The following is a 24,185-nucleotide window of genomic DNA, read 5'->3' as shown; positions in this document are numbered from 1 at the left end:
TTAAGGATTGTTCGAATATAGTGGAGCCGGGGAAGTCGCCGGCCAAGCGGCATTCAAGGCCTCGACAATCTGCTCGTATTGAGGCGAGAACGCATAGCCCATGTTGCGTTTCAGCATGGATTTCACGTCGCCCACACTGTTTTTGTAAGACGACATCTCTGTCTGATACTGCATGTTGTGCCGCGCCTGACGGCCGATTTCACGCTCGCGCTCGCGCAAGAGTCTGCTACAAACGCGCTCAAGCAAGGGCAATACAATGTGATCGAAGAGCTGATGACCTTGTATATATAAATAGGTGTTGTGGGCATTCACGCCCAATCGCTTCATATCTTCCTTCACTTGCTGATAGCTTTCGCGTGCATCGGGGTTCTTGCGGCGCAGGTTTTCGACGGCTCGTCCCACCTTTTTGCGCAGTCGTTCCAATGCGATTTCGGGGTGATCGATGTTGATGTCGCCCGTTTCGATGATGTGATTGAAGTCGGTCATGGTGAATTCTCCGTAGTGTGTTGACCGATAATACCAAATATTCCATATGAAAAGTGGATAGATAGCTTCGGAATATTGGCGCAGGAAATCATTGAAATCGAAGATGGAATGGTCGTTGAGTACGACGGCAACTGCCACATTATGCAAGGAAGGGGCATAGCATTGAAGGTTCTCAATGGCGTAAGCAAAGGTGTGAAAAACATAGGGATTGTCGAGCAATATGCGCGATCCGGGCGACGCACCTTGCATGAGATAGTCGTAATCGGCGTCCACACAAGCAATCATATCCTGCCCCACTCCGTCAAGAAGATTGCTGATTGCCGCCTTTTTTCCACGCTCTAAATGAGCCATTCGCGACGGAAGCATCACCTCAAAATAGCGGTTGGGCGTTTCAAAACGGCTGAGAATGGTACGCCAGAAAAAGACATCCTCGTAGCTTTCCACATAGGCTATGACCTTGTGGCGGGCGCGTTTCGAGGCCAATTTGTTGGCCGCTTCAACATAATGTGAGGTGATGTTGTCTTTCAGTCGGTGTCCCATAGCTTGCAATCGGGCCTACAACGTGATGTCGGTCACCTCGGTCACGTGGTCCATCCAGCCGTTCATGATGACGGCCGGACTGTGGGTTGCGAGAATGAGTTGCACGTTCGGGTTGAGTTTCAGAATGAGTTCGATGAGCCGTTTCTGCCATTCAAAGTGCAGACTCACCTCGGGTTCGTCCATGAAAAGCACGTAGGGCAGGCGGTCTTCGACCAAGACAGTCAGCAAAATGGCCAGCATTTGCTTCTCACCGCTCGACAGTTGGTAAGGCCGAAGCACCTCTCCAAGCTGCGAAAAGCGTATCTCGTTCTCGGTCCGAATGATGGTTTTGCCCGTCTCTTTGAACAAATCGTCGATGATATCTTGGAACATCTTCTTTCCTTCGGAGATACTTTGAGCCTGCAAGGCAGCGTCTTTAGCACCGCTTTGAAGCACTTCGATGATGCGGTTCCCCACGTTTACTTGGTAGTCAAGATACTTCCGTTGCAACAGGAAAAGCTGCCAATCGAGTTCCGTTATCAGGTTTTCTATCTGGGAAAGTGAGTCGGTATTGACCAGTGGACGGTCGAAAGAGCGAATCACATCATATCGGATCCATTTCGCATCTTCGGGCTTCACCTTCAGATGTACGCCCTTTAAGAGGTGGCTCGGAAACTCTCCACCCTGTGCAAGACCGCGGATAACCTTCGACAGAATGGTGCTTTTGCCCACGCCGTTGATGCCGCTTAGGATATTCACCTTGCGGTCGAGGTTCCACAAGATGTGTTTGGTGCCGCTCCAAAGCGACTCGATTTCAATCTGTTCGATATAGTCTGCGTACTTCATAGTGATGGTTTCTATACCGCAAATATACGAAATAATATATAAGCAGCGGCGTTGCGGGGAGATTTTTTTCGTGAATACCACGTTTATGGTAGTCAATATGCCTCGAATGTGCGATTGCGCGGCACGCCTTTTCGTTGTACCTTTGCAAACAGTATTCACCATAAACAAACAGAAAGGATTTGACGATGAGCAACGAGAAAAAACTACACTTCGAGACACTTCAGCTTCATGTAGGGCAAGAACAGGCAGACCCGGCGACCGATGCGCGCGCCGTTCCAATCTACCAGACGACCTCTTACGTTTTCCACGACGCGCAGCACGCCGCCGACCGCTTTGCGTTGAAGGACGCCGGGAATATCTACGGGAGGCTCACCAACACGACGCAGGCCGTCTTCGAAGAGCGTATGGCTGCGCTCGAGGGCGGAGTGGGCGCGCTGGCCGTGGCTTCGGGAGCCGCCGCAGTGACGTACTCCATCACCAACATCGCCTACGCGGGCGACCACGTCGTGGCCAGCAAAAACATCTATGGCGGCACTTACAATCTCCTTGCACACACGCTGAAGCGCCAGGGAATCAGCACAACGTTCATCGATCCTGACGATTACGACGCACTGGAAGCCGCAATCCAACCCAATACCAAACTTATTTTCATCGAGACGTTGGGAAATCCTCATTCCAACATCTCCGACATCGAGCGAACGGCAGCCATTGCCCACAGCCACGGATTGCCCTTGGTTGTCGACAACACCTTTGGCACGCCCTACCTCATTCGCCCCATAGAACATGGCGCCGATATCGTGGTCCACTCGGCAACGAAGTTTATCGGAGGCCACGGCACGACGATGGGCGGAATCATCATCGACGGAGGCCGCTTCGATTGGAAAGCCCAAGGAAACCGCTTCCCTGGCTTCAACACACCCGACGTTTCCTATCACGGCATCAAATTTTCAGACATACCCGCGCCATTTGTGACCAGAATTCGTGCCGCACTCCTGCGCGACCAAGGTGCGGCCATTTCGCCCTTCAACGCTTTTATCCTGCTACAAGGGCTCGAGACGCTGAGCCTGCGGGTCGAAAGACACGTGTTCAACGCGCTGAAAGTCATCGACTACCTCAAGCAACAGCCACAGGTTCTGAAAATCAATCACCCCTCACTGCCCGAACACCCCAACCACGCGCTCTACAACCGCTATTTCCCCGCAGGCGCAGGGAGCATCTTCACATTCGAGATAGACGGCGACCAGCAGAAAGCGTTCGCCTTCATCGACCACCTGAAAATCTTCTCCCTACTCGCTAACGTGGCCGACGTGAAGAGCCTCGTCATCCATCCGCTCTCCACCACGCACTCCGAACTGAGCCGGGAAGAGGCCGCCGACCAAGGCATCTTCGAAAGCACAATCCGTCTGTCCATCGGCACCGAGCACTACCAAGACATCATCGACGACCTCGAGCAGGCGTTCGTGGCCGTAAAATAACATGAATTTACAGAACAAAAACAATTAAAAACAGAACAATGACTAAGATTTATCAACAGATAACCGACCTGATCGGAAGAACGCCGCTCGTCGAACTGCACAAATACTCAACGTTCCGCGGAGCAACACGCCCCATCGTCGCAAAAATAGAGTTTTTCAATCCCGGCGGCAGCGTGAAAGACCGCATCGCCCGTGCCATGATCGAAGAAGCCGAGCGAACAGGGCAACTCAAGCCCGGTGCCACAATCATCGAGCCCACCAGCGGCAACACAGGCGTCGGGCTGGCCCTCGTCGCAGCCGTAAAAGGCTACCCACTCATTCTTACCATGCCCGAGACGATGAGCATCGAGCGCCGCTCCTTGGTGCAGGCTTACGGCGCAAACGTAAAGCTCACCAGCGGGAAAGACGGCATGAAAGGCGCCATCAAAGCAGCCGAAGAACTGCGCGACAGCATCTCGGGCAGCGTTATCCTCAGCCAGTTCACCAATCCCGCCAATCCGCATATCCATTATTTGACCACCGGACCCGAAATCTGGCAAGACACCGACGGCGACGTCGACATCTTCGTAGCGGGCGTCGGGACGGGCGGAACGGTCAGCGGAATCGGCAAATATCTCAAAGAGCGCAACCCGAATATCAAGGTCATAGCCGTAGAGCCTACCGATTCGCCCGTGCTGAGCGGCGGCAGCAGCGGCCCGCACAAAATCCAAGGCATCGGCGCAGGCTTCATACCCGATACCTACGATGCAGCCCAAGTCGACGAGGTCTTCACCGTAACGAACGACCAAGCCATTCTTGCCGGCCGTCAGCTGGCCAGACAGGAAGGACTTCTGGTCGGAATTTCGTCCGGCGCAGCCGCTTTTGCCGCCACCGAAATCGCCCGACGGCCGGAAAACAAGAACAAGCGCATCGTCACGCTGTTCCCCGACACCGGCGAGCGCTATCTCTCAACCGCGCTCTACGCTTTCGACGAGTATCCGCTGTAGAGCCTCCGTTCGTCCTGATGAATTGTGGGAAACTCCCATTCTTCTACTGAAAATTCGGAGCCTTCCCCAGCCCCTCCGAAGGAGGGGAGCAGAAACGGGGAGCCCACCCCGGCCCTCCCGAAGGGAGGGAGAAGAAACCGGAGCCTCCTCCGCCCCCTACAAATGAGGCAAGCGAAAATGGAAGCCTCCCCCAGCCCCTATAAAGGAAGCGAGCAAAAACGAGAGCCTCCCCCGGCCCCTCCGAAGGAGGGGAGCAGAAACGGGAGCAGATTAGCTTACACGAAGTTCGTGCCCCCCTCCTTTGGAGGGGCTGGGGGGAGGCTCCCCTTTTTCTGTTCAGAAACGCATGTTTTTGGTGAGGACTCGCCTTTTTTTGTTCAGAAACGCATGTTTTTCATCAGAAATTGCTGTATTTTGTTCAGAAACGCATGTTTTTCATCAGAAATTGCTGTATTTTGTTCAGAAACGCATGTTTTTCATCAGAAATTGCTGTATTTTGTTCAGAAACGCATGTTTTTCATCAGAAATTGCTGTATTCTGTTCAGAAACGCGCGTTTTTCATCAGAATTAGCCGTATTTTACAAAAAAACTGCAGTTTTTCGTCAGAAATCGCCGTATTTTATCAAAAAACTGCAGTTTTTCATCAATTTTTTTTGTTTTCTGCCAAAAAACTCGAGTTTTTCATCATATTTTCTCGTTTTCTATCAAAAAACTGCAGTTTTTCATCGAAAATTGTTGTTGGCTGTTCAGAAACTCGAGTTTTTCATCATATTTTTTCATTTTCTGCTAAGAAACTGCAGTTTTTCGTTAGAAATTGCTGTGTTCTATCAAAAATTTGCAAATTCTGAACAGAAAATGAGAATTTTTATCAAGAATTTCGGAATTCTGGGCAGAATTTCCCGTTTTCTACAAAAAATTTTCGAATTCTTTGCAAAATTTTCTGTTTTCTGCTCGGAATTCGCAAATTCTTGACAAAATACAGCGATTTCTGCTTAGAATTCCGAAATTCTTGACACAAATTGCTGTTGGCTGTTCAGAATTTCAAAATTCTTTATACAAATCGTTGTTGGTTGTCCAGAAATCCGAGTTTCCGAGTGGAAATTACCGTTGGCTGAAAAAAAACGAGAGTCTCCCGCGGCCCATTCAAAGGAGGGGAGAAAAAACGGAAGCCTCCCCCAGCCCCTCCAAAGGAGGGGAGCAGAAACCGGAGCAGATTTGCCCGCAAGCTCGTTCTCCCCTCCTTTGGAGGGGGCGGGGGAGGCTCTCAGCCATTTTCCCTCCTTCGGGAGGGCTGGGCTGGGGCCCATCTACGAATTCCCTCTTTCGTGAGGACTGGAACAGGGCCCTTTGAAAGCCGGTAGAGTTCGCAAGCTCGTTCTCCCTCCCTTCGGGAGGGTAGGGGTGGGTGTTTAGGGGCGGGGGAGGCTCCCTCACTCTCTTTCCATCAGCCGCCGCTCTGCCATTGCGGCATACTTCGTCCCGGGCTTCCCGTAGTTGGCGTATGGGTGGATACTGATGCCTCCGCGCGGAGTGAAAAGGCCCGTGACCTCGATATATTTCGGTTGCATCAGTCGCACGAGGTCTTTCATGATAATGTTCACACAGTCCTCATGGAAATCGCCGTGGTTTCGGAAACTGAACAGATAGAGCTTCAGGCTCTTGCTCTCGACCATCTTCTCGGCCGGAATGTAGCCAATTCGGATCTCAGCGAAGTCCGGCTGACCGGTGATTGGGCACAGCGACGTGAATTCTGGACAGTTGAAACGCACCCAGTAGTCGTTCTCGGGGTGTTTATTGTCAAAAGTCTCCAAGATTTCGGGCGAATAGTCCGAGCGATACACCGTCTTCGTCCCTAAGGCCTTCAAGCCTTCGTTTTTTCTTTCCATTTTTATTGATTTGCTGTTTTCTACACGTTTGGATTGATGGCAGACGCCGTCGGCCGTCTGGATTTTCCCGCAAAATTACGGAAAAACACAAAGAAACGCAAAGAAAACGGAGATAATTTGCAGGCGACGGCCCGTTGCCCCTGGAAACTGTGCGCGAAAGGCGCGTGAGGAGCGTGGGCGCGCGTCGGTCGGTCGTGAAAAGCGCACGAAAGGAGTGGGTGCGCGTCGGTCGGCTGTGAAAAGCATGTGAGAAAAGCGGGCGAGGCGCGCGCCGGGGTGTCAGTCGCCCGGTGGCAGCGTCTCCATCTCCACCTCTTTCACCTTTTTAAATAGGTTGCTGGCAAACACGAGCGCGTTGAGCCGTTTGTTAGTGGAGCTCATCACCTCGTCCTTCGTCCCCTGCCATTCCTTGCGCCCATTGTAGATGAAGATGATGTTTTCGCCGATACCCATCACCGAGTTCATGTCGTGCGTGTTGATGATGGTTGTCATGTTGTATTCCTTGGTGAGCCCCGAGAGTAGCTCGTCGATCACCAGCGAGGTCTTCGGGTCGAGTCCGGAATTCGGCTCGTCGCAGAAAAGATACTTCGGGTTCATCACGATGGCGCGCGCGATGGCCACACGCTTCTGCATTCCTCCCGATATTTCGCCGGGGAACTTCAGCTGCGCGTCGATGAGGTTCACGCGGTCGAGACATTCCTGCGCCCGCTTCACGCGCTCGCGATAAGTCATCGCCGAAAACATGTCCAACGGGAACATCACGTTCTCGAGCACCGACAATGAGTCGAACAGCGCCGCGTTCTGGAAAATCATGCCCATTTCTCGGCGCATCGCAGCCTTTTCCCGCTTCGACATGGCGACGAAATTGCGCCCATCGTAGAGTACCTCTCCGCGCGTCGGCGCGAGCAGCCCCACGAGGTTCTTTATCAAGACCGTCTTGCCGCTTCCGCTCTGCCCGATGATGAGGTTGGTCTTCCCGGCCTCGAAAACGGTGCTGATATCCTTCAGCACCTCTTTGTCTCCGAACGATTTGTACAGGTGTTTGATTTCTATCATGACAGTAATTGGGTTAAGAACACATCCGAAAATAATATCAATACGCTGCTGCAGACGACAGCATCCGTGCTTGCTTTCCCCACTTCGACCGAGCCGCCTTCCACCTGATAGCCGAAGAACGACGAAACACTCGCGATGATGAACGCAAAGAACATGCTTTTGATGATGCTCATCCAAATGAACCACGCGTTGAAGGAATGCTGGATACCGAGTGTCAGGTCGTCGGGCGGCAGCAAGTGGCCCACGTAAGCCGTGCTGTAGGCCCCAACGATACCCATGGCCGAGCTGAACACAACGAGGAACGGCATCATCGTGACCAATCCCAAGAGCTTAGGAAGTATGAGATAATTCGCAGAATTCACGCCCATGATGTCCAGCGCATCTATCTGCTGCGTCACGCGCATGGTCCCGAGCTCGGAAGCAATGTTCGAGCCCACCTTTCCGGCTAAGATCAGACACATGATGCTGCTCGAGAACTCCAAAAGCATGATTTCGCGCGTCGTATATCCCGACACCCAGCGCGGCATCCACGGGCTCTGAATATTCACTTTCATCTGAATGCAGATCACGGCACCGATGAAAAAGGAAATCAAGAGCACGATGCCGATGGAGTCGACACCCAGCTGCGACATCTCTTTCAGATAGCGCTTGAAGAACATTCTCATTCTGTCGGGCATGGCAATCGACCGCCCCATCAACAGCAGATAGCTTCCGAAAGTGGTGAGATACTTGCAAAGCAGGTTGAATATAAACATAGTTGTATCCTTAGTTCTTATTGGTTGCAAAAGTAACCAAATTCCTCTGAAAAACTGCTTAAACCATATAGTTTTTGTTTTTTTATTTTGTTATCCTCTTGAATTCAACTAACTTTGCAGCAAAACAAATGATTTTATGGACGAAACGCAGCTGACGACGCTCCGAACGGAGGGACTTGTGAAACGTTATGGCAAGCGAACGGTGGCCAATGGCGTGAGCATCAACGTCAAACAAGGCGAGATTGTGGGCCTTCTCGGGCCTAATGGTGCAGGCAAAACTACCTCTTTTTATATGACAACGGGCAACGTTGTGCCCAACGAAGGCCATGTTTATCTCGACGAAGAAGAGATAACCAACTACCCCGTTTACAAGCGGGCGCGAGCCGGAATAGGCTATCTTCCGCAGGAAGCCAGCGTGTTTCGCAAGATGAGTGTAGAGGATAACATCATGGCAGTGCTTGAGATGACGAAGCTATCACATGCAGAACAGCTCGCTAAACTGGAGAGTCTTATCGGCGAATTCCGCCTGAATAAGGTGCGAAAGAACAAGGGAGACCAACTCTCCGGAGGCGAACGTCGGCGCACGGAGATAGCACGTTGCCTCGCCATCGACCCCAAATTCATCATGCTCGACGAGCCTTTTGCGGGCGTAGACCCCATTGCTGTGGAGGATATTCAGCACATTGTGTGGCGCTTGAAATACCGAAACATCGGCATACTCATCACCGATCACAACGTTCAGGAGACGCTTTCGATTACCGACCGCGCCTATCTCTTGTTCGAAGGTCGCATTCTTTTCCACGGAACACCCGAGGAATTGGCCGCCAATCCCGTGGTACGCAAGAACTATCTGAGCGAGAACTTCGTCTACAGGAAGTTCAAACCCAACGAAGAAGACGAGGCTTATGAAAAGTAAGAAGAGGCTCCCTCTTCGGAGAGGAACTTCAGACGAGGCTCTATTTTTGTAAATTTTATAACTCTGTTTTTAACACTTCAGCAGGCTATCATTCAGAGATGAGAAGCCCATGAAGGCCGTGTTCCCATACGATAGTGTAGGGGAAAGCGAGCCAAAGCAAGACATTTCGTTGAGAAAAGTAATCGGATAACGATGCCGTATGGGCCGTTCCGCCTTGCAACATCACCCATTTTATACGTCAAAGTGACCCATTTTGCGCGCCGAAATGGCTGATTTTGCAGTGCAATTCCATTGAAACAGGAACGGATTTCGCAGGATTTCATGCCCGAAACTACATCATTTCCGATAACCATTTGATTGTCAGTGTCTTGCAAAACCACAAATTCCGGCGCGTATTTCGGGCGAAAGTGCATCTTGTTTCAAATACGCAAGCTGTGCGAAAGCAATTGTAAACATTTGCGATTAGATACAATATGTCTCACACGCTGGCGGTCCATGCAAAACAAAATATCTGCCGATATATTGAATTTTTCCTCGGAAAAATTTGCAGGATTGGTGCTTTCTCTCTACATTTGCAGCGTAAATGTATAAAAGATACGACAATGAAAAGACTATTAATCACTTGCATGGCAGTGTTTACTGCCTTTGTTGCTTTCGCTCAGAGTGAAGCAACGATAAACGATCTCAAGCAACAAAAGAAAGTGTTGGAGCTGACTGCCAAACTGAAACAGCTTCAATTGAATTATGAAAAAGAGAAGGCAAGTTTCGAATCACTGGCGAAAGAGGTTGCTGCGGCCAATGCTGCGGCCAACATAGCCTCTACGAATTTCAGCACATCTGATGCATCCGGCACCGTGAAAGATGCCAAAGCAATGATGAAGCAACTTAAAGAAACGAAGAAACTCAACAAGAAATTGGCCAAGAGTCAGAAGAAGTTGGACTGCTGGCAAAAGAAGATTAGCAAGACACAAGACAAGATTGACAAGATTGACAAGACGGTCGAGATTGATGACAAATGATGCATAACAGGCCGTCTGCCCATCGTTAGGCATTGACAACGTCCGAATAGCAGGGGCGAAGCATAGAAAAAATGCTTCTCCCTTGTTTTTTTATATGATCATGTCACAAAAAACGTTTTCCTGCGTATAGGAGATAGATACCGAATATCCACGTCGTAGCATCAACTTTTCGGTGAGTTCAACCGTCAAAGACCATAAGAACGAAACATATATGAAAATATTTCTCCTTGCAACCTGCCTCTTTTTGGGCGTTTTGAGCAGTGCTTCGGCTACGCCGACCATTGTAGGAAAGGTGGTCAACGCGCAGCAACAACCTTTGTCTTTGGTGAACGTTGTGGTGCTGAACCCCACCGACTCAGCCTTCATTCAAGGTGCAGTGACCGACGAAAACGGGCAGTTTCGCATTGAAGTTCCCCGCGGACAGGCCTACCTTTTGAGGCTCACTTCGGTGGAATATGAGCCACTTTTCAAGTCCGTTACGTCCGATGATGCCGGCACGTTGACGCTGAAAGCGCGGCATTATGCCCTGAAAGAGGTGGTCGTAAAGGCCGACCGACCACAATATAAGGTTGTTACGGGAGGTCTTTCCGTAGATATATCAAACACCATTCTGGCCCATTCTGGAACGGCAACCGACGTACTTCGCCAGCTTCCCCGCGTCAATGTGGAAAACGACGGCAGCGTGAATGTGTTCTCAAAAGGCACACCCGAGATTTATATCAACAACAAAAAGGTGCAGGATAAGAGCGAACTTGAACAGCTGAAGTCCACGGATATAAAAGCCATTGAGGTCATCACGAGTCCCGGCGCCCGCTATAATGCCACCGTGAAGAGCGTCATTCGCATCAAGACAATGCGGGCTCAAGGCGACGGTTTGAGCTTCCGTGCCGACAATAATGTCAAATATAACACCTACTGGACGGGCTTCCAAGAAGACTATTTGAAGTATCGTCACGGCGGATGGGAGGCCTTTATGGACGCCTATGTCTTCACTTTTGTTTCCGCACAAGACCCACATCTCCGCGAAGAAATACAGGGATCGGACAACATTGTGGTTGACCAACACATACGAAACATGAGCCGCACGTGGGGACTTCACGCCAAATGGGGCACCAATTACGACTTCAACAGCGACAATTCCCTTGGCTTTAGCTATGCCTTGACGCGCTATTTCTACGACAAAGGGTATTCCATTGAGGGCTCACAAGACATCATGAAGAATGGTAATCCGATAGGACATATCGACCATGACTATACTTCTAACGAACTAGTCGGGCCTAACCACGAGGCTAATGCCTACTATATCGGGAAGTTGGGTAAGCTGGGTATCGACCTCAATATGACCTACCTATGGAATAAAAACAACGAGAACAAGTTGAGCAAAGAGACGAGTTTGCAACTCCATAGCCAGAATGTTACGACGCATCATGCCCAAAACAACCGGCTTACGGCAGGCAAATTGCTGCTCTCCTATCCGCTTTGGAAGGGCACAATCAACATGGGAACCGAACTCACAAGCACCTATTCAAAGGGCGAATATCGCAACGATGAGGGCATTGTGAAAAGCACTTCGACCGAGATTAAAGAGCGAAATGCAGCCGGATTTGCCGAATATCAACTCACGTTTGGCAGCCTTTCGGCCAATGCCGGCCTGCGTTATGAGCACGTAGTCTCTGATTATTATGAGCAAGGAGCATGGCAAAAGGGGCCCAGTCGCCGCTATTCCGACTGGTTCCCCTCGCTCTCTTTGGCTTGGCATAAAGGCAAATGGGGCCTGCAGGGCAGTTATGTCTACAAGACGAAACGCCCAAGTTACGGCATGCTCAGCAACGAAGTGCAGTATGACAACCGCTATTTCTACGAGGGAGGTAACCCCTATCTGCGCCCGGAAATGGTGAAAAGCCTCAGCTTGATGGCCAGCTATGCGTGGCTAAGTGCCGAGGTTGGGCATGAATATACCAAGGATGTGATGCTTTGGACGGCCACACTTTACAACGGACAAGACATCGGTTTCAGTCGCAATCTCAATTTCGATAGCTTCCAATATCTCTATGCTTCGGTCGTGGCCTCGCCCAAGTTCGGTTGCTATCAACCCACGTATGAGTTGAATTTCAGTCGCCAACATCTCGATGCCAAGGGCTATGGAAGCGGCAAGAACATGAATAAACCGAACTTTTTCTTCTCTCTTCGCAACCGATTTTCGTTTCCCCACGACTTCACGGTCTATGTGAATTTCCGTCATTCCTTTGGCGAAGACTACGGTTTTAATCACATGTCGCCGACTTCCAACCTGGGTCTTCAACTCATGAAGCAGTTCTGTAACAAGGCATGGACGGTCAACCTGTTCGTCAACGACCTGCTGAAGACCAACGAAGTCAAGTCGTATACCTATGCCGACCGCGTCAACCTCAGCAAGTATGGCTATGAGTACAGCCGCCGCGTGAGCCTCACCGTGACCTATAACTTCAATACTTCGCAAAGCAAATACAAGGGAACGGGCGCAGGAAATGCGGAGAGAGGGAGGCTATAAAACCTCGTTTCCGGCTCAAACAAAAGAGACGAAGCTTCTTTCCCCGCCTATTTTTGGAAGGAGTCGGGGGAAACCTGTTGCTCACACCATCTCACCAGCCCTTTTATATAGGGCACAATCGATGCTCCCAAGGCTGAAAGCCGGTAAGTATTCCGGCAAGACACGATGATATTGTCGGCTTTCAAGACGGTGATGGCGGCCGAAACCTCGCTTCGCTTCGTCCCTTTCATCTCCTGTTCAAGTTCGTCTTGCGTCATCGCCTGCCTTTCGTTCAGCAGGTGAATGACCCATAATGTGTTCGGTCCGCAAAGCCTTGCGAGGACATTGCGGACCGGACAATCGGGGAAAAGCGGGTCGGTTACCATTTCAATTCATCGTTCAAGATGGTGCCATCTTGGGCATCTTCTTTTGTAAAAGTGTTGCCTTTGTACTGCACACAGAGCATCAATAGCTCGCTATTTCCCGTGTTTTTCAGTGCTCGTTTGCCTTCCGGGGCCACGCGAATGACGCTTCCCTCGCTCACGGGTATCTGCTCTCCGTCCACTTGATACAGGCCTTCGCCCTTCAAAATGAAGTAGAGTTCCTCGTGATTCCTGTGCTTGTGTAGGAAACTACTGTCCTGTCCGGGCGCAAAAGCTTGGAAAGAAAGCTCGCTACCCGTGGCATGTAGTGCTCCGCCGACAAACACTTTGCCCGGTATTTCAATATTACCCAACGGAAGAACATAGTCCTTAATGCCACTGAGTTTGCCCACGTTTACTACCGTAAAGTTCTTACCTTCTTTGATTGTTTCAACTGTTTTCATCATCTTGTTCCTTAAAATTGTTGTTTATAATGTTTCTTATTGATAGAGATTCTTTGCCAAAGCCTCCAATCCTTCTGCCCCTGTCAAGTCTGGATATGCCTTTTTAAGGGCCGCAACAAAGGCCGAAGCATCACCGTTTTCACGCAGAAGCGTTTCCATTTTCTCCAAGTATTGAATGCGGAAATCAAGGGCATCAACCGTCGAAAGTCCGCCATGTCCGCCGATGAAGAAGCGTGCTCCTGTGGCTTTTGCGGCCTTCAAGCCCTTCAATGCCTGTGCTACGGCCTCGCGGTTGGCCAGTTGTAAGTTGTTCATGTGGGCCTTTGCAGGTGCCCAGTGCATCAAAACCACTTGTTTGCCGATGAGGATTTGGGCTGCCGGAAAATCGTTGTCAGGGCCCTTGTCAAACCGATAAACGACACCGTCTATCGTGACTGACTTTCCAAAAGCCACTTCCTTGGCCTTTCCCGTGGGGCGTTCGGCCATCTTGTCACCGAAAGATTGTTGGAAACCTTTCATCATTGCATCGTACACTCCTTCGTGCATAAACTTGTGCATGCCCTCGGGTTGAATGACAACATGGCTTCCCGTAGCCCCCTCATGATAGTTGGTGATGCGAGCTTCTACGGGCTTTTTCAACTTCTTTACATAGGTGTCGAAGGCCGAAGCATTGGCTTTGAAAAGCGGTTCTTCAAGGATTACGAGTCCTTTTTTGCCTTCAACGATGTAGCTTGCATCGGCCATTACATCGCCGGAATTGTAAACATGTAGGGTAAAATTGCCCACTTTGCGTGTTTCGAACTTGCCTTGTGCAAAGGCGGTCAGTGTGAACAGTGCAGCGATGGCTGCCAAAATAACTTTCTTTTTCATTTCTGTTGTCTTTATTTGTTTCTTGTTTCTGCTGCAAAGGTATGCTTTATCAGCCGATGAAACAAGTAGGCACGAAAAGGAAAGACAGTTACAAAGAGGTAAGTAATGGGCAAACAGCGCGTCTTTCTGGCTGATGTTTTACATTGTTTAACCATAAAACTTTCGTGACCTACACTCCATTGGCTAATTTTGTGAGGCAAATCAAAGAAGAATGACAATGAAACACAACGAAATCCGTAATGCTCTTTATCCCGATTGCCCTGTTCGAAACGTGCTGTCGCGGGTGGGTGACAAGTGGTCGATGCTGGTTCTGTTCACCTTGGAGGGCCAACCAAGCATACGGTTCAAGGAGTTGCAGCGCAGCATTCCCGACATTTCGCAGAAGATTCTCACCGCTACACTCAAGATGCTTGAGGCCGACGGCTTGATAAATCGCGAGGCTTTTCCCGAAGTTCCGCCGCGCGTGGAGTATTCTTTGACCGAGAAAGGCAAGAGTCTTCTGCCACTTATCGACGCACTTCTCTCGTGGGCAACAGACAATATGGAGGATATCATCGCCTCGAGGACACAATTTTATCTTAAATAAAACAACATCAAACCTTGATATAACAAAGAAAAAACGTATATTTGCAACCATAATTGTAGAAGTGAATCACGCAGGTTCAGAATAAAAATGAAGAAAATGGTAAACTTAAGATTTGAGGCTGTGGCCCAAGCGTTCAGGAAACGCCCGATAGAAACGGCAGTAATGAAGGAGCGTCCGTCTGAATATTTCGCGAAATATGTGTTCAATCGGCAGAAGATGTACAAGTATTTGCCGGTCGATGTGTATGAAAAATTGGTGGATGTTATAGACAATGGTACCCGACTCGACCGTTCGATAGCCGACGCAGTGGCTGAAGGTATGAAGCAATGGGCGCAGGAACACGGCGTGACTCACTACACTCACTGGTTCCAACCCCTTACGGAAGGTACGGCAGAGAAGCATGATGCCTTCGTGGAACACGACGGAAAGGGTGGCATGATCGAGGAGTTCTCGGGCAAACTGCTGGCACAACAGGAGCCGGATGCCTCTTCTTTCCCCAACGGAGGCATCAGAAATACGTTTGAAGCACGTGGATATAGTGCATGGGATCCAACGTCTCCGGTGTTCATTATTGATGATACGCTGTGCATACCTACCATCTTCATCTCGTATACGGGCGAAGCCTTGGACTACAAAGCGCCCTTGTTGCGTTCACTACATGCTGTGAACGTGGCCGCAACAGAGGTGTGCCATTACTTCAATAAAGACGTGAAGAAGGTCAGCACCAACTTAGGTTGGGAGCAAGAATACTTCCTTGTGGACGAAGATCTCTACTCGGTTCGCCCCGATTTGATGCTGACCGGCCGCACTTTGATGGGACATGACTCAGCCAAGAACCAGCAGATGGACGATCATTATTTCGGCACCATTCCCGAAAGGGTGCAGGCCTTTATGAAGGATTTGGAAGTGCAAGCCCTCGAACTCGGTATACCTTGCAAGACAAGACATAACGAAGTGGCACCCGGACAATTTGAGTTGGCACCGATATTCGAGGAATGTAACCTCGCTGTTGACCATAATATGGTGTTGATGAGTCTAATGAAAAAGGTGGCTCATAAACATCATTTTAGGGTGTTACTTCATGAAAAACCGTTTGCCGGAATCAATGGAAGTGGAAAGCATAATAACTGGAGTTTGACCACAGATACAGGCATTTTGCTTCACAAATCGGGTAAGACGGCCGAGGACAATCTGCGGTTTGTGGTCTTCATTGTAGAGACATTGATGGCCGTTTACAAGCATAATGGCTTGCTGAAAGCCAGCGTAATGAGTGCCACCAACGACCATCGACTCGGTGCAAATGAGGCTCCTCCGGCCATTATCTCATCGTTCTTGGGCAGACAGCTCAGCGATTTGCTCGACCATATTGAGCTGGCCGACAAGAAAGACCTCTTCACTGTGGCCGGTAAAAAAGGCATGAAGCTCGACATACCTGAGATACCTGAGCTGCTTATCGACAACACCGACCGCAACAGAACATCGCCTTTTGCCTTCACGGGTAACCGTTTTGAGTTCCGCGCCGTGGGCAGTGAGGCCAATTGCGCCAGTGCGATGATCGTGCTGAATGCCGCAGTTGCCGAGGCACTCACCAACTTCAAGCAGCGCGTCGATGCCCTTATTGCCAAGGGAGAAGACAAAACCGGGGCGATTATCGACGTGATTCGCGAGGACATCAAGACCTGTAAACCGATCCGTTTCGACGGCAATGGCTACAGCGATGAATGGAAAGAGGAAGCACGGAAGCGCGGACTTGATTGCGAATCGTCATGTCCGGCCTGCTTCGACCGCTATTTGAACGAAGCCAGCATCAGGATGTTTGAGACCACGGGCGTGATGAAACGCAACGAATTAGAAGCCCGCAACGAAGTGAAATGGGAGACCTACACGAAGAAAATCCAGATAGAAGCGCGTGTCATGGGCGACCTTGTGATGAATCATATCGTGCCTGTCGCCACACATTATCAGAGCCAATTGGCCAAGAACGTGCAAAGTATGATCGAAATCTTCGGACATGAAGAGGGCAAACAGCTCACGGCACGCAACATCAACATCATCAAAGAGATTGCAGAGCGCACACAACTCATCGAAACGGGCGTGGAAGAGCTGGTCAATGCCCGCAAGGTGGCCAACAAAATCGAGGGTGCCCGCGAGCGAGCCTTTGCCTATCACGACACCGTTGCGCCCAAGATGGCAGCCATTCGCTATCAGGTGGACAAGTTGGAACTCGTGGTGAGCGACGAACTTTGGACGCTTCCGAAGTATCGCGAGCTGCTGTTTATCCGATAAAAGAAAAGCAAAAAGATAGAAAAGTAAGAAGGTAAAAGGGTAAGAATAAGCGCAACAGCCTTCGTCTTTAGCATCTGATTTTCTATATCAGTTCATTTTATTTTGCAAACTCACTTATTTTGCGCGGTAATATGGGCCATATTGCACGCTAATCTCACCCATATTGGCGTGCAAAATGGGTGAGTTTGAAACGTAAGGTTCAAGTCGTTGATAATCAATTCGGTTGACAGTTGATAAGTAGACGGGTGGACAAGTTGTATGCTTTGTGCGATGTAGGGACCTTACCTTTGAACTTTGACCATTGAACTTTGACCTTTATGATTAGCTGTCTTTGGACTTTGAACATTGAATTTTGACCTTTAGGATTAGTCCGAATGATAAGATGGATTGTTGACAAGAGGCATGTAGGGACGCACGGCTCGTGCGTCCGTTCCGTTTTTCAGTTGATAAGTCGACGAGTAAACGGGGTGGACAAGTTGATTGTTCGTGCAACGCATTCGCTTGTCAACTTGTTTATTCGTCAACCGTGCTGGAGCGGACGCACGAGCCGTGCGTCCCTACATGCCTCTTGCTTACAAATTATCTGGTCATTCAGCTAATCCTAAAGTTCAAAACTCAATGTTCAAAATTCAAAGTCAAGAACCTCAACGTTCAAAGTAAAAATTAATACATGCTGAAAAACGCTTTCTGAATGATAAATTCATACTGAAACAGCATAAAAAAATGATAAAAACGAACATAATTACATTATTTATATTACCTTTGCAAGTGTCCGACGGCACGCGATAAGCGCAAGACAAACGCGCATGGTGCAGGCTTTCGGCATGGTAAAGCGATTTATTCACTAACAAAAATACTTATACATGAAACTTAAAAACTTATGGGTAGCTGCGCTACTGATGCTGGCCGGTACGGCTCAGGCACAGCCGCAGATGACTATCCCGGTAGACAAGGACGTGAGAATAGGCAAGCTCTCGAACGGGCTCACCTATTATATCCGTCACAACAACTGGCCGGAGAACCGTGCCAACTTCTACATTGCCCAGAAAGTGGGCTCCATTCAGGAGGAAGAAAGCCAGCGTGGCTTGGCTCACTTCTTGGAACACATGGCTTTCAACGGCTCCGACCATTTCAAAGGCAACAACCTCATCGAATGGTGCAGGGCAAACGGTATCGAGTTCGGGGCCGATTTGAACGCCTATACCAGCATCGACCAGACGGTATATAACATCAGCAACGTGCCTACACAGCGTGCAGGGGCCATCGATACCTGCCTGATTATCCTGCGCGATTGGTCGACCGGACTGACACTCGACCAAGAGGAAATCGAGAAAGAGCGCGGCGTTATCCACGAAGAATGGCGGCTTCGCACGAGTGCTTCAAGCAGAATGTTCGAGCGTAACCTGCCCGCACTCTACCCCGGCAGCAAGTATGGTCTGCGTTATCCTATCGGTTTGATGAGTGTGGTGGACAACTTCAAGCGCAAAGAGCTTGTGGATTATTACCACAAATGGTATCATCCCGACCATCAAGGCCTCATCATCATCGGTAATGTAGACGTGGATAAGGTCGAAGCACAAATCAAGAAGCTCTTCGGCGACATCAAGAACCCCGAGAACGAGGCTCCTATCGTTGACGAACCCGTGCCCGACAATGCCGAACCCATCGTTATTATCGACAAAGACAAGGAAGAACAGAGCTCAAGCGTAAACTTGATGTTCAAGCACGACGTGTTCCCCGACTCGCTGAAGGGCAACATTCGCTATCTGATTTACGAATATCTGAACAATGCCATCGCAAGCATGCTCAACAACCGCTACACCGAGGCTGCGCAAAAGGCCGACTGTCCGTTCGTGAATGCTTATGCCGGCGACGGCAACTACATCTTTGCAAAGACCAAGGATGCCTTCTCTATCGATGCTTCGCCTAAGGACATCACCCTCACTGCTGCCGCTTTGAAGGCCGCATTCATCGAAGCTCGGCGTGCAGCAACGTTCGGTTTCACCGCTACGGAATATGCCCGTTTCAAGCAAGATTACCTAAGTAGGCTCGATAAACAATACAGCAATAAAGACAAACGCTACAATTCACAGTTCTATCGTGAGTGCCTTGGCCACTTCTTGAACAATGAACCAATGCCCGGAATCGAGTACACTTATCAGACAATGAAGCAGATTGTGCCGATGATTCCGCTGGAAGCTGTCAACCAACAAATCAAGGAACTCATTCCAGAGAACGACAGCAACATGGTCATCATCAACTTCAACAACGAGAAAGAAGGTAATGTTTATCCCACAAAAGAGCAGCTGCTCGACGCTGTGAAGGCTGCCCGCGCAGCGCAAATCACTGCCTACGTGGACAACGTGAAGAACGAACCGCTCCTCAAACAGCTGCCCAAGGCCGGCAAAATCTTGAAAGAAACCAAGAGTAAGAAGTTCAACTACACCACACTGCAGCTCTCCAACGGCGTGAAAGTCATTCTCAAGAAGACCGACTTCAAGAAAGACCAAGTGCTCTTGAGCGGTAATGGCGGCAGTGGTTCTACCACATACGGCCTCAAAGACTTTGCAAACTTCAACACATTCGACGATGTTATCGGCATCAGCGGACTTGGAAACTTCTCCAGTACCGAGCTTCAAAAGGCCCTCGCCGGCAAGATTGCCAATGCAAACTTGACGATGAACGAGCGCAAGATGAGCGTCGACGGCAACGCAACGCCCAAGGACGTAGAGACGATGTTGCAGATGGTATATCTCTACTTCACCAACATCAAGAAAGACAACGACGCCTTCAACAACCTCATGCAGCAGTATGAATTGGCGTTGAAGAACCGCGAACTCTCTCCGGAGACAGCTTTCAGCGATTCGCTTTCAGCCACCCTCTACGGTCACAACCCCCGCGTTGCACCGCTGCTCTTCAAAGATTTGAAGAACATCAGCTACGACCGCATTCTGCAAATGGCCAAGGAACGCACCGCAAGTGCACGCGGTTGGGAGTTCACCATCATCGGCAACTACGACGAAGCAACCATTCGTCCGCTCATCTGCCGCTACCTTGGCTCACTGCCTGCCAAGACCATCAACACAGCCTCAAAGCGCAACCGCTTCATGGTAAAGGGTAAAGTTGAGAACATCTTCCAGCGTAAGATGGAAACACCAAAGGCCAACGCCTACATGGTTTGGCATAACGAAAGCCTGCCCTACACACTTGAGAAGAGCATTCAGATGGACATGGCAGCCCAAGTGCTCTCCATGCTTTATCTGAAAGAGATTCGTGAGGAAGCAAGCGCAGCCTACTCGTGCGGCGCATACGGCGGTTCTTCCCTCGCCGATGACGGTTACAAGAGCTATCAACTCATTGGTGTCTGCCCGATGAAGCCCGAAAAGAAGGACATCGCCCTGAAGATTATGACCGAAGAGGCTGACAAGCTCGCCAACACCTGCGATGCAGAGATGCTCGGCAAGGTGAAAGCCGTCATGCTCAAGCAGATTGACGACAAAGCCAAGACCAATGGCTTCTGGAACAGCACTATCTACGAGTATGACAAGCTGGGCATCGATACCTACACCGACTACAAGAAGCTCGTTGAGGCACAGACCCCGCAAAGCATCTCGGCCTTCGTGAAGGCCTTCCTTGCAACGGGAAGCAAAATCACCGTCGTGATGTTGCCGAAGGAATAAGCCCCAACACCTTTATACTATAGAAGAAGCCGGACGCTCAATGCGCCCGGCTTTTTCGTTGCCTGTATCTGTCTGGAAGACGATTACGATGATTTTACAAGTCCAACTACTTTTCTTTTAGCCTTTCCAACCTTGAGCTATCAGTAATTCAAGCCAAAACCAATAGAGACATAAAAGCGCGTATAATCCTTAGAATACGAGTTCCTCGAATCATAATAGCGAACACCGAGACCTATGATGGGTTTCACTTTCGAATTGCCCAAGTGTCCATAAATGCCCGCATCATAGTAGCTGTATCGCCAATTCTCGCTCTTTCTGAAGTTATCTCCAAACCCCAATCGCCCATCAATGTCGATGAGGCTGCTTTTCAAGAAGGTATAACCTGCATTGACCCCTGCAACAAGACAGTCATCATAGCTCTTCACGCCGTCTTTTTTGAACATGTTGATGGCATACTCACCCTTTACGTTCACAAAGAAGCGGTCGGTGATGTTATACCCAAGGCTTCCTCCAAGCGCGTAAGGCTTGAAATCGCTATAAAACATACACCCTTGTGTTGCAACCTCAACTCGAAAGTTATCAGACTGTGCGAATACTCCCAATGGAAGGAGCCAAAATACCAACATTAAATATTGTTTCATCATTTCTGTGTTTTAAGAATATTCCCGTTGTTCATGATTAAATGCTCTTTGTTCATCACTGTTCCATGAGTTAACAAACCAAGAACGAAACACGCTCCATAGCACGAACGCTTCTCCATAAGCATTAATTTATAAGTTAAACCCTGCGGCAGACGATGATTTGTTACAGATAACCGTCTGCTTTTGCAAATATAAATAATAAAGCAACGCAAAACAATAAAACTATAAAAAACAGCTTGTAATTTGAATTAATTAACGCTCTTGTCGCATCATATACGCTTATCTCCCCCCTGAAAAGGGCAAGATGCGATTCCTTATGAACCATCTATCCACTTTGATTTTATGGGAAACAGGAGACCCAACGACATATCCAAGCTCGAGATAACGTAGCTATAAGACCCGACATAGCGTGATTCTGCCTCGAGAGATATAACACATTGCGAATTATCACCATGGTGAGACGAATTTATCTGCATGCAGAGAAATATTTATCACCATGGTGAGAAATATTTCTCTACGTGGTGAGACAAATTTATCTGCACGCTGATAATTCGCAATGTGTTATATCTCTCGAGGCAGAATCACGTTGTGGGCGGTGTCGAAATCCTTATATCATGGTCAAAGGAGAGGCTTCTTCTGTCTTAAAAAACATTTATCGGGAGTGCAGTCTGATAAGTATTTCGTATATTTGCAGCTAAAACAAACAACGACAAGACATGAAAAAGATAACTTCAATCGCCGTGATGCTCATGCTGACCCTCATGGCAAGTGCACAAATCCAGTCGCCCGTGAAGTTCAATGCCCGGCTGAATACGGGCAAATCGGCCGAGGCCGAGCTTGTGTTCACGGCCAAGATTGCCGCCGGATGGCATGTTTATTCAACGCGACTTGGGGCTGAAGGGCCTACTTCGGCAGCGTTCAAGGCCACGAAGATGGACGGTGTTGAACTCGTGGGACGGCTGCAGGCGCACGGGAAAGAGATATCCAACTACGACAAGAACTTCGACATGACGCTGCGCTATTTCGAACATGGCGTCACGTTCACGCAGAAAGTGAGGTTCACAAAGCCCAACTATGTGCTGCAAGGCCATTTGGAATACGGTGCCTGCAACGACCAAAGTTGCCTGCCACCCACGACGGTTGAGTTCGAGAAGTCGGGGAAGAGTCCGGCCGTTGCGGCTGCGAAAGAGGCGAAAGCCGAGGCCGGAAAGGAAGCGCCTTCTGCTGAATTGTTGGCCGCTATGACCATGGCTGCCGCACAGGGCAACCGAGATGCGCAGGAAGGTTTGGCGAAATTGCAGGCCGACAGTATGGCAAAGGCACGGCAAGACAGTGCAGCAAGCATGGCTGCCACAGCCAATTCGTCGCTCTCGAAGGCCGAGAAAGACGCGCTATGGCAGCCGGTCATCAAGCAACTCAATGCACAGAACGGCAACGACGGCACAGAACATCAAAGCTGGAGCTACATCTTTCTGATGGGCTTCTTGGGCGGTTTGCTCGCGCTGTTCACCCCTTGTGTGTGGCCAATCATACCGATGACCGTGAGTTTCTTCCTTAAACGGGCGAAGGACGACAAGCGAAAAGGCGTGCGTGATGCCATCACCTACGGCATTTCTATCGTGGTTATCTACCTCGCATTGGGCTTGGCCGTGACGCAAATCTTCGGTCCTTCGGCCTTGAACGCATGGTCTACGAAGCCTTTCTTCAACATGGTGTTCTTCCTGATGCTGGTGATTTTCGCCGTAAGTTTCTTCGGATGGTTTGAGATAAAGCTGCCCGAGAAATGGGGAAATGCCGTGGATTCGAAGGCATCTTCTACCACCGGACTGCTCTCGATCTTCTTGATGGCATTCACGTTGACGCTGGTCAGCTTCTCATGCACGGGCCCGATTATCGGCTTCCTGCTTGTGGCTTCCACCACATCAGGCTCGCTTCTCGGTCCGGCTTTCGGCATGTTGGGCTTCGCTGTGGCCTTGGCTTTGCCGTTCACGCTGTTTGCCATGTTCCCAAGTTGGCTGAAGAGCGCTCCGAAGTCGGGTGCGTGGATGAACACCATCAAGATAGTCTTGGGTTTCATTGAGCTGGCATTCTCGCTCAAGTTCTTTAGTACGGCCGACATGGCATCGCATTGGAACCTGCTTAGTCGCGAGGTATTCCTTTCGATTTGGATTGTGATTTTCGCAGCATTAGGCCTTTATCTCATCGGAAAACTCAAGTTCCAGAGCGATGCCGTGGGCGGAGATATCAACAAACCGATGCCTGTTCCGTGCATCATGTTGGGCCTTTGCTCGCTCGCTTTTGCGGTTTACATGGTACCGGGGCTGTGGGGTGCGCCCGTAAAAGCCGTGAGTGCATTCGCTCCCCCGATGGAAACGCAAGACTTTAACCTTAACACCAAGGTCGTGAAAGCCCACTATACAGACTACGAAACGGGTATGGCTGCGGCGAAAAGCCTAAGAAAACCCGTGCTAATAGACTTCACCGGATATGGTTGTACGAACTGTCGTAACATGGAAGCTGCTGTGTGGACCGACCCACGTGTCATGGAAATTCTGGAGAAGGACTATGTGCTTATCTCGCTATATGTGGACGATAACATGCCTCTTCCACAGGAAATAGAAATCAAAGAGAATGGGCAGAAGCGCATACTTCGCACAATTGGCGACAAATGGAGCTATCTGCAACGCAGTAAGTTCGGTGCCAATGCCCAACCATTCTATGTGCCGGTAGACAACGAAGGCAATCCTTTGGCCGGAAGTTATGCCTACAATAAAGACGTAAACGCCTATATCAACTTCCTGAAGAAGGGTCTTGATGCTTATCAAAAGAAGAGATAATCCTTT

At 49.6% G+C, this 24,185-nt stretch carries 18 protein-coding genes; 9 read left to right on the top strand and 9 right to left on the bottom strand.

The features are described from left to right. Together HMPREF9944_RS02525 and HMPREF9944_RS02520 are read right to left on the bottom strand one after the other, a co-directional pair. Entirely contained in the window at positions 1-1,026 is a 1,026-nt protein-coding gene (locus HMPREF9944_RS02525; protein ID WP_008564250.1) for a DUF4435 domain-containing protein, read from the bottom strand. Between the two features lie 15 nt (positions 1,027-1,041). Then, positions 1,042-1,851, bottom strand: a complete 810-nt coding sequence (locus tag HMPREF9944_RS02520) for an AAA family ATPase (protein WP_044113239.1) — start codon at positions 1,849-1,851, stop codon at positions 1,042-1,044. A gap of 185 nt (positions 1,852-2,036) precedes the next feature. Here HMPREF9944_RS02520 and HMPREF9944_RS02515 point away from each other — a divergent pair, with 185 nt between their 5' ends. Both HMPREF9944_RS02515 and cysK read left to right on the top strand, forming a co-directional pair. Then, complete coding sequence (locus HMPREF9944_RS02515) at positions 2,037-3,326, top strand: O-acetylhomoserine aminocarboxypropyltransferase/cysteine synthase family protein (protein WP_008564245.1); 1,290 nt, start codon at positions 2,037-2,039, stop codon at positions 3,324-3,326. Positions 3,327-3,364: 38 nt separating this feature from the next. Then, entirely contained in the window at positions 3,365-4,312 is a 948-nt protein-coding gene (gene cysK, locus HMPREF9944_RS02510; RefSeq protein ID WP_008564244.1) for a cysteine synthase A, read from the top strand. Between the two features lie 1,430 nt (positions 4,313-5,742). Here the strand turns inward: cysK and queF are convergent. From queF to HMPREF9944_RS02485, 3 genes are all read right to left on the bottom strand, one after another. Next, complete coding sequence (gene queF, locus HMPREF9944_RS02495; RefSeq protein ID WP_008564242.1) at positions 5,743-6,198, bottom strand: preQ(1) synthase; 456 nt, start codon at positions 6,196-6,198, stop codon at positions 5,743-5,745. Between the two features lie 279 nt (positions 6,199-6,477). Further along, entirely contained in the window at positions 6,478-7,254 is a 777-nt protein-coding gene (locus HMPREF9944_RS02490) for an ABC transporter ATP-binding protein (RefSeq protein ID WP_008564241.1), read from the bottom strand. Beyond that, positions 7,251-8,009, bottom strand: coding sequence for an MlaE family ABC transporter permease (locus HMPREF9944_RS02485; protein WP_008564240.1), 759 nt, complete (start codon positions 8,007-8,009; stop codon positions 7,251-7,253). Before HMPREF9944_RS02485 ends, HMPREF9944_RS02490 begins: the two co-directional genes overlap by 4 nt. A 136-nt stretch (positions 8,010-8,145) precedes the next feature. Between HMPREF9944_RS02485 and lptB the strand changes: the two genes are divergently transcribed. The 3 genes from lptB to HMPREF9944_RS02470 all read left to right on the top strand — a co-directional run bounded on the left by lptB (position 8,146) and on the right by HMPREF9944_RS02470 (position 12,474). Next, positions 8,146-8,925: an LPS export ABC transporter ATP-binding protein gene (gene lptB, locus HMPREF9944_RS02480; RefSeq protein ID WP_008564239.1), complete on the top strand. Its 780-nt coding sequence runs from the start codon at positions 8,146-8,148 to the stop codon at positions 8,923-8,925. Positions 8,926-9,527: 602 nt separating this feature from the next. Beyond that, positions 9,528-9,944 (top strand): hypothetical protein, encoded by a 417-nt coding sequence (locus HMPREF9944_RS02475; RefSeq protein ID WP_008564238.1) that lies wholly within the window; start codon positions 9,528-9,530, stop codon positions 9,942-9,944. A gap of 211 nt (positions 9,945-10,155) precedes the next feature. After that, entirely contained in the window at positions 10,156-12,474 is a 2,319-nt protein-coding gene (locus HMPREF9944_RS02470; RefSeq protein WP_008564237.1) for an outer membrane beta-barrel family protein, read from the top strand. 47 nt (positions 12,475-12,521) lie between these two features. On the opposite strand, the gene HMPREF9944_RS02465 is transcribed toward HMPREF9944_RS02470, so the two are convergent. From HMPREF9944_RS02465 to HMPREF9944_RS02455, 3 genes are read right to left on the bottom strand one after another with little or no spacing between them, the layout of a single operon-like run. After that, the gene (locus HMPREF9944_RS02465; RefSeq protein WP_008564236.1) at positions 12,522-12,839 is read right to left on the bottom strand and encodes a MarR family transcriptional regulator; all 318 of its coding nucleotides are present in this window, start codon (positions 12,837-12,839) and stop codon (positions 12,522-12,524) included. Then, positions 12,833-13,279, bottom strand: coding sequence for a cupin domain-containing protein (locus tag HMPREF9944_RS02460; RefSeq protein ID WP_008564235.1), 447 nt, complete (start codon positions 13,277-13,279; stop codon positions 12,833-12,835). The genes HMPREF9944_RS02465 and HMPREF9944_RS02460 overlap by 7 nt, the downstream gene beginning before the upstream one ends. Before the next feature lie 36 nt (positions 13,280-13,315). Further along, positions 13,316-14,149 (bottom strand): MBL fold metallo-hydrolase, encoded by an 834-nt coding sequence (locus tag HMPREF9944_RS02455; protein WP_008564234.1) that lies wholly within the window; start codon positions 14,147-14,149, stop codon positions 13,316-13,318. 217 nt (positions 14,150-14,366) lie between these two features. On the opposite strand from HMPREF9944_RS02455, the gene HMPREF9944_RS02450 reads away from it, so the two are divergent. The 3 genes from HMPREF9944_RS02450 (at position 14,367) to HMPREF9944_RS02440 (ending at position 20,701) form a co-directional block, all read left to right on the top strand. Further along, on the top strand, positions 14,367-14,735 hold the full coding sequence (locus tag HMPREF9944_RS02450; RefSeq protein WP_008564233.1) for a winged helix-turn-helix transcriptional regulator: 369 nt from the start codon (positions 14,367-14,369) through the stop codon (positions 14,733-14,735). A 96-nt stretch (positions 14,736-14,831) separates the two neighbouring features. After that, complete coding sequence (locus HMPREF9944_RS02445) at positions 14,832-17,021, top strand: glutamine synthetase III family protein (RefSeq protein WP_008564232.1); 2,190 nt, start codon at positions 14,832-14,834, stop codon at positions 17,019-17,021. Between the two features lie 863 nt (positions 17,022-17,884). Beyond that, a complete protein-coding gene (locus HMPREF9944_RS02440) occupies positions 17,885-20,701 on the top strand; it encodes a M16 family metallopeptidase (RefSeq protein ID WP_008564231.1) in 2,817 nt (938 codons plus the stop codon). Between the two features lie 140 nt (positions 20,702-20,841). Here HMPREF9944_RS02440 and HMPREF9944_RS02435 read toward each other — a convergent pair whose 3' ends face one another. Further along, positions 20,842-21,342 carry a hypothetical protein gene (locus HMPREF9944_RS02435; protein ID WP_244861099.1) on the bottom strand — a complete coding sequence of 167 codons (501 nt, stop codon included), beginning with the start codon at positions 21,340-21,342 and terminating at the stop codon, positions 20,842-20,844. 716 nt (positions 21,343-22,058) lie between these two features. Between HMPREF9944_RS02435 and HMPREF9944_RS02430 the strand changes: the two genes are divergently transcribed. Continuing rightward, entirely contained in the window at positions 22,059-24,179 is a 2,121-nt protein-coding gene (locus HMPREF9944_RS02430) for a protein-disulfide reductase DsbD family protein (RefSeq protein WP_008564223.1), read from the top strand. Positions 24,180-24,185 lie beyond the last annotated feature (6 nt).

Source organism: Segatella maculosa OT 289 (genome assembly GCF_000243015.1).
GTDB lineage: Bacteria > Bacteroidota > Bacteroidia > Bacteroidales > Bacteroidaceae > Prevotella > Prevotella maculosa.
The sequence above is the reverse complement of the archived record's forward strand: the minus strand, read 5'-3'. Positions and strand labels throughout refer to the sequence as shown.